Below are 11,782 nucleotides of genomic sequence, written 5' to 3'. Positions count from 1 at the left end.
TCACTCGGAAACGGCGGAGAATAGACGGTCTATTCTCCCTGCGTCCCTTACTTGAGAAAAACCTTCTTCTTCTAAGAAGGTTTTTGCTCTTAAGCTGCGGCCGCCGGATTGGCAGTACAGAATGATCTGCGTATCCTTGGAGCCTAACTCAGCCACTCTCGAGGACAAACTATCGATCGGGATATTAACCGCTCCCGGGAAATGACGTTTTTCATATTCGTTAGGACTTCTTACATCCACAATTAGAGCGCCCTTCTCCACCCACTCTGCGAGTTCCTTATCTTCTTTATTCTTACAGGAAGAAAAAGAAAAAAGGGCAATTATTAGAAAAATATAAAATGTTTTGAACATAGGATTTTATCCAGCTAAGATCAAATTTTAGGTTTTTTCTGATAAACAGTATGACCTAAGAACTTATATGCTTCCGAGATCCCAAAAAGAGTCTCAGAATGGCCTATCACCAAAAGTCCTCTGTCCTTCAAAACATGTTCGAAGTTCTCGAAAATTTTCTTTTGGGTAGGCTTATCGAAATAGATGATCACATTTCTGCAAAAGATACAGTCCATCTTCTCTCGTATCGGATAAGGAGTTTCCAAAAGATTTACCTTATGGAATTCGATCATGGACTTGATCTCGGGTTTTACTTGATAAGTATCCTGATTTTTCCCGGAAAGATCCTTCACTTTCAGGAAATACCTTTTTTTAAGTGTCTCACTTACAGGCTCTAAACGATCGGCTTTATAGATACCCTCTTGAGCGGTTTGTACCACATTCGTATCTATATCGGATGCATAAATTTTAATATCCCAACCGGGCTTATGCATAAAATATTCTGCACAAGTGACTGCGATCGTATAAGGTTCCTCTCCCGTGGAACAAGCGCTGGACCAGATACGGAGCTGTTTTTTTCCGGACTTTAGGGCCTTCTCCTCTACGGAAGGAAAGAAGGTTTCTTTTAAGAATTCGAAATGATGGTTCTCTCGGAAGAAGTCCGTTTTGTTGGTGGTAATACGATTGATAAGTTCGGTAAGTTCACTTTGGAAAAACTTGCGATCGGCTTGAAGTCCTCGGATATATTCCGAAACATTCTGCATCTTATGCATTCTTGCCCTGGAATTCAGCCTGGATTGGACCATTATCTTTTTATGATCCGCCAGGAATATTCCGGTTTCCTTATACATCAAATCCTTGATGAATTTGAACTCTTCGTCTGTGATCTGAGAGAAACTGGAAAAATTATCATCCATAAATCAGCGAATACCCAATGCCTGGTCCAAAGAGACTAACTTAATAATTTCCAGTAATTTAGGGCTGACATTTATCGTTTCCAAAAGCACTCCCTGGCCTCGGAGACGATTTGCAAAAGCAACCAGGGTGCCTAAAGCGACCGAGGTAAGCACCTGCACTTCATCCAGATCCAAAATTACAGAAGCAGGATTCCCTTCTACATGAGAATTCAAATAGGCACGCAAAGCCTCATGATCACCATTTAGGATCTCATAATCTACTTTGATCAGCATCGGTTTCGACGGACTCATTCCATAGATTGGACGAACAGGTCCCTACCTCGGAATACAGTCGGGAAACAGCCTGGAAAAGGAAAGGAAAAACTAATTTTTCTGGCTAGGAAGAGAAGTATCGTTTTTCTGGTAAATAGGCTAAAAAAACGGATCTTTTTTCTGGAAAAAAACAATAAGTGAGAATTGGAATCGTCAAACATCTGAACGCCCGTCCCCTAACCTGGGGATTCGAGCAGAATTCAGAACATAAAGTCGTACCTGAAAATCCCTCCCTCCTAAAGGACTATTTATTAAGGGGACTGGTAGACGTAGGATTAATCTCCTCCATCGAATGCCTCCGCAACTCGGACGTACTCTCCGTTTCCATGAAAGTCGGGGTCTGTGCTTCCCAGCAGGTCCGCTCCATTAAGTTTTTCAAAAATAAAAAAGAGGCCTATCCTCCGTATCGGATCCTCACTGATAACGGCTCCAGGACAAGCATGGCCCTGGTCAGAGTATTAGTACATAATGATTCCGGAAAATTGCCGGAAGTAGCCCCCACAGACCCTAAGATCATCAAAGAAGAAATTTCGATCGGAAGAGGGTCCCATATGCTTTTCGGGGACAATGCTTTATTCGCGGAATGGGATCCGGATGTTTATGAAGTAAAGGACCTGGCAGAATGGTGGTATGAAACCACAGGAACCTCTTTCATATTCGCTCTTTGGGCTTCCAAAAAACCATTGGAATTACCCGACAGCTTCTATGAGGATTCTTTAAAATACGGCCTGGCACATATCGAAGAGATCATCCAAAAAGAATCCAGACTTCCAACTGAGCTGGTCAGAACCTACCTCACCCAAGAACTACATTACGAAATCACGGAAAGCGACCGCAATGGATTTGAGTTATTCGGAAAATATTGTAGCGAGTTAGGGATTTTATAATTCAGTACACAAAGGTAATCCTGTAATCCCAGGACTTGTTCCCGAACTTCTCCACTGTGTCCGCAAGAGGCAATCTATAAGCCAGTCTTCCTAAACTTTGCTCTCCGCGGTTCGTATAACAAACGGAAGTGATCGGAAAATTCACTTTGAAGTTCAGCGCATTTCCACGGATCAATCTCAAAGTTTCGCTTAAAACTTTTTTCTCTCCGTCCATCTGCATGGATTCCAGAGATTTGCTGATAGAAGGGAATTCTCTTTTGATGTAGATAGTGTTCGCCTTCTCTTTTTTGATCTGAACGTTTCCAAGAAGCACATTTTCTAACTGAGAAATATCAGTGAAATCCACCTTGTAAGTGACCTTTGCCTTTTCACGGAATACTCCGGGCTCTGCCTCCGAAGTTTCTAATTTTTGGAAGGTATAATCTTTTAGTACGAGGCTTTTAGAAAAAAATCCTTTGTTCAATCTGTTCTGGATCTCTTCTTTTCTAGTGGGAAGGAATTTGATAAGCGATTCTTCCGACTTACGTTTGGTCGGGACCACATAAGAAATTTCCAAAGTGCCGCTTAGGTTGGAATTGATTGTCAAAGTTTCTTCGTATTCGAAACAGCCGAAAAAAAGAAAACAAACTAGGAAAAGCGATTTTTGGAAGAAGCGGATGGAAAAACCCGAACGCATACCTCAATTCGGGCGGAACCTTTCTTTTTCGTCAACGTAAAAGAAAACCCCCGCAGTCGCCCACGGAGGTTTTCGTAAGTCCATTATTTGGAAATTGGATACGCTTCGTTTCCGTGTTCCAGAATATCCAGACCTTGGATCTCTTCGTCTTCGGAAACTCTTAGACCGATGGTGAATCTCAAAACTAAGAAGATCACCAAACTCGCTCCGAATGCCCAAACAAATCCGAGCCCTACACCTTGTAGCTGAACCAATAACTGCTCGATCCCGCCGCCGAAGAATAGACCGTTCACTCCGCCGAAAGCCTGCTCTGCGAATAAACCTACAGCGATGGTTCCCCAAGCTCCACAAACTCCGTGAACGGAAACCGCTCCCACAGGATCGTCCACTTTGATCTTATCAAAGAATAAAACGCTGAATACTACAAGCACACCGCCTACAAGTCCGATGATGATCGCAGAACTGATACTTACGTTCGCACAAGGAGCTGTGATCGACACAAGTCCTGCTAGGGCACCGTTCAAAGAAAGACCTATATCCGGTTTTTTGAAAAGTATCCAAGTCACGATCATGGAAGAAACCGCACCGGCAGCCGCCGCAAAGTTAGTCGTAACTGCGATTACGGCAAAAGTTCCTCCGCCTACTGAGGTAGTGGACCCGGGGTTAAATCCGAACCAACCTAACCATAAAATGAAAACCCCAAGAGCCGCAATTGTCATGTTATGACCTAAGATAGGAAGAACTTTCCCGTCTTGGTATTTTCCGATACGAGGCCCAAGAACTATCGTTCCGGCAAGTCCTGCCCATCCACCGACTGAGTGAACTATAGTGGAACCTGCAAAATCTATAAATCCCGCTTCTACCAAATAACCTTTGTTATCAGGGTCGAATAAGTTAGACCAACCTATTGATCCGAAGACCGGATATACAAATGCAGTGATCAATATGGAGAAGATTACGTAATCTACGAACTTGGTCCTTTCTGCCATAGCTCCCGAAACGATGGTTGCAGCAGTTCCTGCAAACACCAATTGGAATATAAAAAATGTAAACTTGCTCGGATCTGGTTTTCCGTCCACCATCAACAGACTATCAGCCAAGGATATGGAACCGAATCCGATACCGCTGATGATTTGAGGCCCGAACATGATCGAAAATCCGATCAACCAGTACGCCAAAGAACCCAAGGAGAAGTCCATGAAGTTCTTCATCAAAATATTCACTGTATTTTTTGCTCTGGTAAATCCGGCCTCCACTAATGCAAAACCGGCCTGCATAAAAAATACCAAAAAGCCCGCGATACAGGTCCATAACCAATTCGTTTCATCTCTTAAAATTGCAACTGCACTTAACGCGGATTCTGCAGTCACTGGGTCGGCTTCATCAGCCCAAATTGCGCTCGAGGCAAAGGCGAGCGTAAGTAATATCAATATGCGCATATTTTTCCTAAATCTCCTATATATTTTTTGAACACGATTCCTGAACTTCGCTTAATGATTAAACCGCTTCTTTTCTTTGTTCCGAAACGACTAGATCTCCTGATTTTCTTTTTACTAATTCCTCCAACTTTTTAAGGGAAATTTTTAGATACTCGTTAGTAGGCGCACTTTTGATCCCTTGTTGCAGGACCTTGATCGCCTTAGGAGTTTCATTATCTTTCAAATAACATCTAGCCAGTCTTAAGCTGGACTTTGCGTATGTGTGATCGATCGCGAGAGAACGTTTTAATGCCCTCTTTGCTTCCGGAATATTTTCCAGTTCGTAATACGCTCTTCCTAAAAGATAATGGATATGCTCGGATTCTTCTCCGCTGGTTTTGATATACTTCTCTAAGAACTGTACGCTCTTTTCGAAATTTCTATCTCTGTAATACATTTTTCCAAGAAGTACCAAACTGTCCTTGAGAGACTCGTCCATGGAAAATACTTCCAGAGCCTTGTCGTAAGCGACTTGGTCCTTTTTTGCTTTTGCGGCGGATTTCGCCAAAGAGAGTAATGTTTTTGCTTTTCCAAGTTCAGGATTACATTGGAGCGCGAGTAAAGAAACGTCGTCTCCGTTCCTCATATCTCCTTTATACCTTTTGAATCTTCCGATCAATGAACCGACTAAATCGGCGACATAGATCTTATCTCTTTGTTCTTCAATGGTTGATTTTTCCTGACGGATCCATTCTATAAAACGCTGGTTCCCTAACTCTTGACGCTGTTCATTCTTCTGTTCGGTGATACCGTCCGTAGGTAAGAATAAAATATCTCCAGGCAGGATCCTTCCGTGTTTCTCTTCGAAATTACTTCTTTCTACTTCGAAAATACCGAGAGGAACTCCCTGGGTATCCAGCTCTTCTATCCTTCCATGACCGTTATGGTAATGTAGCATTTTCTGATGAGCTGCATTCACATAAGAGTAAGTATAATCACTGTAAACTTTCAGAATGAAAGCAGTGAAATAAGTTCCATCCGGAAGCTGTGGCCGGATGGATTCACCCAACTCGGCCAAAGTTTCGGATAGTCCCATACCAAGGGAAGTACAACGTTGGAATTGATAGTGGATGGACATCGTGACTAACGCAGCAGGAATACCGTGCCCTGACACATCCACTATGATCGCAGTGATCGAGTTTCCTTGTCGGACCACATTAAAGTAGTCTCCGGAAACCTCGGTCATCGGCTCGTAATAAGTTCCGAAATGTAGACCGTTCCAAGGAGCGATCGCAGTCTCTACGATCTGGCTTTGGACGTTACGACCCATTCTCATATCCCATTCCAATTGTTTCAGGATTTGAGCCTCTCTTTCATTCGCATGGACCAAACCTTGGATCAAACGAACGCTTGTGATCGCAAGAGCGAGCTGGGAGCCTAGAGCTTCTAAGATCTCCAGGTCGTCTTCTCTGTAGAAAAATTCAGTGTCCGATTCTACCGCAATCGTGCCGAGGCAATCCTCTTTGTACATGATAGGAACGCACATAACGGCTCGGGTGGTCTCTCCCTCGTCTATGTATTCCGCGTGATGTGTTAAGTCCTGGATAAGCAATGGCATACGGGTCTTAAAAGTGAATCCCGAATAACCTTCATCCTGACTCAGGTCCCGGCGAGGTGGAACTGTTTCTTTAAAGAAGCGGGAAGGGACCAAAAGATTTCCCTTCCACATCCTGAGAGTGGTATTATCACACTCGAAAATATCCTTACAAAGGCTTATTACGATATCGTAAAGTTCCTCTTCCTTATCCGCGTTTGCAAATTCCTTACTGATATAAAGAAGGATATCGATCTTATTCTTCTCGGTTAAACCCCCGACGACCTTCCTCGCACCTCGGAAGCTAACTACTTTTCTTTGCCCAAATTTGAGTTCTATCATGGTCAAGCACCTCTACGTATCCGATTCTTTTTCTCTTTGGATTCGTTTCGCTCTACCGAGATCTTATGCAATTAGCGTACCAATTCTTCAAATCTAAATATTATGCCCAATTTATGCGTACAAATTTTAGATATGTTTATTATTTAGGCATATTTATATTGAGACATACTTGGAATTTGGTGAGATATAAGGAAGAATGCCACTCTTTTAAGGCAGCAATACAGAGATTATGTAGTGTTAGGTTCGAATATTCTGTTTAAATTTTCTTTTTAATCGCAAAAACCAGCCCTGCTTTTTGGAGGTTCCATATTCTCTTAAGAAGGTTTCTACCTTAGGGAACACATCGTCTTCCGCCTTCTCCGCTAAGATCAGACAGCCATGACCGTAATCGTCGCTGGCCCCTTCTTCCTTAGAGATCACATGAAATTTTTTGACCTTAGTTCCCGCTCTTTCGTATACGGATCGGACCGTATCAGGAGTTGCGATCGCGTCGTTTGCACCCGCGATAAACAGACTAGGAACAGTGATCTCTTTTTGTAGATCTATATAATTATAAAATCCGTTGAGTGAACTCATCTTCTTTGTCTCTATCCAAGACATGAATTGTTCTATCAGTCCTTCGCTGATATTTTCGACCGCGTTTTTCATTACCTTTTTAACGATCCTAGGTCTGATCGCTTTCGGATTATAAAGTATCTGATCTATAGGTGTGTAAATTTCCCCGGCTAATGGTGCGAGCATAGAAGCTCCGAATTTTAGATCCAAAACTTTTCTGGCACGAGGAAATCTAGAAAGTAAACCGATGAGGCTTAAACCTAAATGATTTAAATTTCCCGGTCCGCCCAAGGAAACAAAACTTGCGATCTTTTCTTTTTCGGGTTTGGATGTGATCCCTAAATAAGAATAGAAGATCATTGCACCCATAGAATGGCCTACCCAATTCACACGTTTACTCTCCGTCAAAGAAAGTACCTTGGAGATGATCGCAGGAACATCATATTTTACTAAATCATCAAAAGTGAAGTCCTCGTATCCTCCCCTGCTTTCATGGTAGGAACTCCCGGCACCTCTTAAGGAAACTGCAAATACTTCGTAACCTCTTAATTTTAAATAGTAAGGAAGAGAATGTCTTTTGTCCAAATCGATCACATACTTATTCGTAGCGATACCATGCACCACGATCACCGGTGCAAGTTCAGGATTCGGAATAGGAGGAATATGTCTGTGTAATGCGATATTCCATCCGTCTTTTGTTTTTGCAAAATGCAGCTCGTCCGCAATATCTTCCTGACCATACAGGCGAGAGAACCAGTCCAATAAAACAGGATATAAAACCAGTACGGCGATCAGAAATAGGGAAAATACGATCGCGAGTGATGATGCAAAGACCGCAAAAAACAGGATCGCGAAAAAGGTAGTGATCAGGTAGAAGGGGCCTCTTCTGTTTTTCAGGATAGCAATCACAACAGGAGAGGATCACTGAGACAACACGAATGTCAAGTATTCCCAAACATGCTTGCCTTGATTTTTAACCGGATTAAGATGACGAAATAGTTTCTCCAATGGATAAAAAGTTAGATTACAGACTTTATCGTTCTCCCTCCGGCTGGTATAGCATGGTGATCCCAGGCCATTGGCAGAATATTGTGATCGAAGGTATCCCGGCTTTTTTCGAAGAAAATGGTTCCGGCGCGATGCAGGTTTATGCGTTCGAAAATAAAGAAGGCGGTTTCGATCCGGAACAGGAACTAGAAAGATATCTCGCGACCCACAAAATTGAATTCGTGAGGGAGATGGCCGCATTCTTCGAGAATAACGAGGGTTCTAAGATTATCGCATGTGAATTCTTAAAAGAGGACGGAAGACATTGGATGGTCTATCTAGTCTCCGCTAAAAAAAGAATGATCTTGATCACTTATAATGGGGACGAGGAGCCTACCGAAGAATTGGCGGAACAATTGACCACGGTAGTCAGCTCCATTCGTATCCAAGAATAATCTAATCTATCTTAAGAGTGGATTGTACCGCTCTATGCCAGCGTTCCAATTTTAATTCTCTGGACTTCGGATCCATCTTAGGTTTGAAAACTTTATAACCTCTTTCTAGTTTACTCAATTCTTCCAAACTTTTCCAATACCCGGAACCTAGTCCCGCAAGATAGGCCGCTCCAGTAGCGGTCATATCAGGTTCAGGTGCACGTTTCACTTCTACATTACAAAAATCGGCAAGACATTGTAGAAGTATATCCGATTGGGAAACTCCACCATCTACCATGATGGAACTTACGGGAACATTCGTGTCCTTCTTGATACCTTCTAATATATCAAATAAAGATAATGCAATTCCCTCGAGCACTGCTCTTGCTACATGTCTTCTGTGAGTTGCAAGAGAAAGTCCGAATACGGAAGCCTTTGCATTCGGATTAAAATGAGGATATCTCATCCCGGAAGCGGTCGGAACGAAGACCACTCCTTCCGTATCATTCGTTTGAGAAGCAAGTTCGTTCAAAACTTTCGGAGTATCGGAAAGACCGATCCCTTTTCCAAGCCAGTCGATTAGAGTTCCTACAGTTCCGGTAAAACCTTCTAACATATAAGTCGGTTTTCCGGCAAGCCTCCAAGCAACCAGTGGGAACAAACCTCTTTTGGAAAGTTTAGGTTTATCTCCCATATTCATGTCCACGAAAGCGCCTGAACCTTGGGAAATTTTAACTCCACCTTTTTCAAAACATGCATGTCCGAATAGAGCCGCCATCTGATCTCCAACCACTGCTCTGATCGGAATTCCAACACCGAATAAAGAAGGATCCGTAGTTCCGAAATCTGCAGCTGTATCTTTTACATTCGGAAAAATTCCTATCGGAATTCCGAAAATCCCGCAAAGAGGAGCATTCCATTGTAATTGAAAAGGATTGAACATTCCGGTCACGGTCGCGTTAGAAGGATCGCTGATATGCTCTTTTCCTTTTGTGAGTTTGTACACGAACCAAGTGTCTAAAGTCCCAAAAAGTATCTCTCCCTTCTTCGCTCTTTTCCTAAGTTCGGGATTTTTATCCAGCACCCATTTTAAACGAACGGAAGCGTGGTCCGTGGTGAACTTAAGCATATGAGTAGCGATCAACATCGGCTGACCGGTGATCGTTCCAAGAATCTTGGAAACGAATTGGATTACTTTCCAGATGGTATTCGAGTTCATCTCGGCGGAAGTTTTGCCCGCTCTTACATCCGCCCAACTGATCAGTTTAGTTAGAGGTTTACCTGTAGATTTATCCCAAAGAAGAAAAGATCCTCTTTGGTTGCAGATCCCCAATGAATCCACATTTGCAGCTTGGAACTTTTTATTCTTAAAAGTTTTTTTGAGAATGGAAACAAGTGCCTGCCAAAGTTTTTCGGGATCATGCTCCAATGCACCTGGTTCACTTACGATAGGAGGAGTTTTTTCATACTGGCGAGAAACTATTCTGCCCTTCTTATCGAATAAGATAGCTCGGATCCCGCTTCCTCCGCTATCGATTGATAGGATATATTTTTCTTTTGAGGCAGCCATTGAACTCTCTCCAATTTTTTACTGAGGTAGAATCCTTTAGGATTCGGCCGCGTCAATAAAAAAGCCGCCATGAAGGCGGCCTTAATAATATCGACTCGAATGGAACTTATGCTTCGCTTACAAGCACACTCTTGAGATGGTGCATCAAATTGGACTCTCTTTCATGTACGATATCTTTAGGCATCTTATGATAGATCCTTTCTCTAGACTTCTCGTCAAGTTTTCCTAGGATCATTCCCATAAAGCCAGGTTCTGAGACCAAAATAAAATTGGAGAAAGAATCCTTCTTTCTTTCCAAGTTCATAAAATCGCTGAGTTTACCTGCAAAAGCCGCAGCCACTCTCTTTTTCGGTTCGTGAAAAAAATCAAAATCCGATCTGGAAGCTTGGCCTGCTCCCGTAACTAGATCCGAATTTCTGAGTCTTCCTTCGGGATTCTCCATAGATTGCACCAGCTTCAAACCGTTAGTCGGCCCTTGGTATTCGAAAATTTTTGCCTCGCTTCGGTTTGCAACCACCACCCATTTTTTCTTCATACTGTACCCTCCTATTATGGAACTCTCCGTCACCGAAAGATTCGGAATTCGGACCATAGTTTTAACCCAAGTGGAAGGACCTATCAATTACTTTTCCCAAAACCTTCTTCTTTAAGGATTAGAAAAACGAAATATACTTTTTATGGTAAAATGGAATGCCTCTAAATCCAAAATCCTTCTGAACAGACTTCAGTCCTCAGACAAATATCAACCCTCCAGACCGCCAGAATGCCCGGCTTTTTAAGAATTCTTTAGTGGACTTTTCCTTATCGCTTCTGAGAATTGTTCTCATTCTTGGTTGACAGATTCCGAGAGATTTTGATTTTGAGTTTTAGACTCATTTCGGAACCTAAATATAGAAAACATGACTCCTACTAATGAGAATTGAGTCTCAACAGGAGAAAACATGAAACGGAACACAACCAAGACGCTATTGACGATGATTCTAGGAATATCCTTCTTAATGAATTGCGACCAAGGCTCGAAAGAGTCCAACGCTGCACTTGTACTCGGGGCCCTAAACAGCGCCTGTGTAGATGCTGCGGTGGCAAACGATGAGATCGCAGAAACTGCAATCACTGCAGGGATCAATACTTTCCAATTGATCTCCATCCCAACTGCAGGTGCGGCAAGACATATCAGGTTAGAAGGAGCGTTGCTCCAAGCTCTAAGCGGACACGGAACCATCTACCTGGCAACCGGATACACGGACGGCCTTGCAGGAACTTCTTCCACACCTACTACAACTGCAGGCGACGGAAGACTCGTAGTGAATGTCTACCAAGGCGGGCCGATGGTTTACGCAGGTTATTCCGCGACCACAGCTTATGGAACAAATGACGGAACTGCTACCCCAGTTCTTGGAGGAACTGGAGAGAGCCTTTTCGATTCCTTCACTACTACTCCAAGCGATGTTTGTATCGATATCAGCGCGGACACAACTCCTAAAGTTACCATTTGGGGAACCGGATACAAAGGTGCAAACTGTAAGAAGAGATGTACCCTTACCGAGTCTAACGCGATCATCAATAAAGCTGATTGGCCAAGCGGTGCGGGTATCGGTTCCACCGGCAGCACTAGCACATATTATAAGACCGGCAGCTCCGCTTCCGGAGTAACTGCGACTAAGGTAGTAACTTATAGCACTACTGCGCTTTAAGAATTTTAGGCGGTCGAATTCGGCCGCCTATTGTAATTATTAATTTTTTAAAAAAGGGGGATCCAA

At 43.0% G+C, this 11,782-nt stretch carries 12 protein-coding genes; 3 read left to right on the top strand and 9 right to left on the bottom strand.

Translation table 11 applies throughout. From position 1 onward, the window contains the following. The 3 genes from EHR06_RS04585 to EHR06_RS04575 are packed head-to-tail and all read right to left on the bottom strand — an operon-like array spanning position 1 to position 1,520. A complete protein-coding gene (locus tag EHR06_RS04585) occupies positions 1-351 on the bottom strand; it encodes a rhodanese-like domain-containing protein (RefSeq protein WP_135755901.1) in 351 nt (116 codons plus the stop codon). 20 nt (positions 352-371) lie between these two features. Beyond that, positions 372-1,247 carry a CheR family methyltransferase gene (locus EHR06_RS04580; RefSeq protein WP_135755900.1) on the bottom strand — a complete coding sequence of 292 codons (876 nt, stop codon included), beginning with the start codon at positions 1,245-1,247 and terminating at the stop codon, positions 372-374. Between the two features lie 3 nt (positions 1,248-1,250). Next, on the bottom strand, positions 1,251-1,520 hold the full coding sequence (locus EHR06_RS04575) for an STAS domain-containing protein (RefSeq protein ID WP_100724165.1): 270 nt from the start codon (positions 1,518-1,520) through the stop codon (positions 1,251-1,253). A gap of 176 nt (positions 1,521-1,696) precedes the next feature. Between EHR06_RS04575 and EHR06_RS04570 the strand changes: the two genes are divergently transcribed. Then, a complete protein-coding gene (locus EHR06_RS04570; protein ID WP_135755899.1) occupies positions 1,697-2,446 on the top strand; it encodes a menaquinone biosynthetic enzyme MqnA/MqnD family protein in 750 nt (249 codons plus the stop codon). Between the two features lies 1 nt (position 2,447). Here the strand turns inward: EHR06_RS04570 and EHR06_RS04565 are convergent, their stop codons facing one another. From EHR06_RS04565 to EHR06_RS04550, 4 genes are all read right to left on the bottom strand, one after another. Further along, positions 2,448-3,122: an LIC11874 family lipoprotein gene (locus EHR06_RS04565; protein ID WP_135755898.1), complete on the bottom strand. Its 675-nt coding sequence runs from the start codon at positions 3,120-3,122 to the stop codon at positions 2,448-2,450. Between the two features lie 83 nt (positions 3,123-3,205). Beyond that, entirely contained in the window at positions 3,206-4,561 is a 1,356-nt protein-coding gene (locus EHR06_RS04560) for an ammonium transporter (RefSeq protein WP_135755897.1), read from the bottom strand. Between the two features lie 58 nt (positions 4,562-4,619). Continuing rightward, on the bottom strand, positions 4,620-6,476 hold the full coding sequence (locus tag EHR06_RS04555; protein WP_135755896.1) for a SpoIIE family protein phosphatase: 1,857 nt from the start codon (positions 6,474-6,476) through the stop codon (positions 4,620-4,622). Between the two features lie 237 nt (positions 6,477-6,713). Continuing rightward, complete coding sequence (locus EHR06_RS04550) at positions 6,714-7,940, bottom strand: alpha/beta fold hydrolase (protein ID WP_135755895.1); 1,227 nt, start codon at positions 7,938-7,940, stop codon at positions 6,714-6,716. A gap of 98 nt (positions 7,941-8,038) precedes the next feature. Between EHR06_RS04550 and EHR06_RS04545 the strand changes: the two genes are divergently transcribed. Next, positions 8,039-8,473 carry a hypothetical protein gene (locus tag EHR06_RS04545; RefSeq protein WP_135755894.1) on the top strand — a complete coding sequence of 145 codons (435 nt, stop codon included), beginning with the start codon at positions 8,039-8,041 and terminating at the stop codon, positions 8,471-8,473. A 1-nt stretch (position 8,474) separates the two neighbouring features. Here EHR06_RS04545 and EHR06_RS04540 read toward each other — a convergent pair whose 3' ends face one another. Both EHR06_RS04540 and EHR06_RS04535 read right to left on the bottom strand, forming a co-directional pair. Then, complete coding sequence (locus tag EHR06_RS04540; protein ID WP_135755893.1) at positions 8,475-10,022, bottom strand: glycerol kinase 5; 1,548 nt, start codon at positions 10,020-10,022, stop codon at positions 8,475-8,477. A gap of 106 nt (positions 10,023-10,128) precedes the next feature. Next, positions 10,129-10,557, bottom strand: a complete 429-nt coding sequence (locus EHR06_RS04535) for a host attachment protein (protein ID WP_135755892.1) — start codon at positions 10,555-10,557, stop codon at positions 10,129-10,131. Between the two features lie 406 nt (positions 10,558-10,963). Here EHR06_RS04535 and EHR06_RS04530 point away from each other — a divergent pair, with 406 nt between their 5' ends. Next, complete coding sequence (locus tag EHR06_RS04530) at positions 10,964-11,716, top strand: hypothetical protein (RefSeq protein ID WP_244288491.1); 753 nt, start codon at positions 10,964-10,966, stop codon at positions 11,714-11,716. Positions 11,717-11,782: the final 66 nt, after the last annotated feature.

Origin of the sequence: Leptospira dzoumogneensis (assembly GCF_004770895.1) — a bacterium.
GTDB classification, from domain to species: Bacteria; Spirochaetota; Leptospiria; order Leptospirales; family Leptospiraceae; genus Leptospira_B; species Leptospira_B dzoumogneensis.
This window is presented reverse-complemented; position numbering and strand designations above follow the sequence as displayed.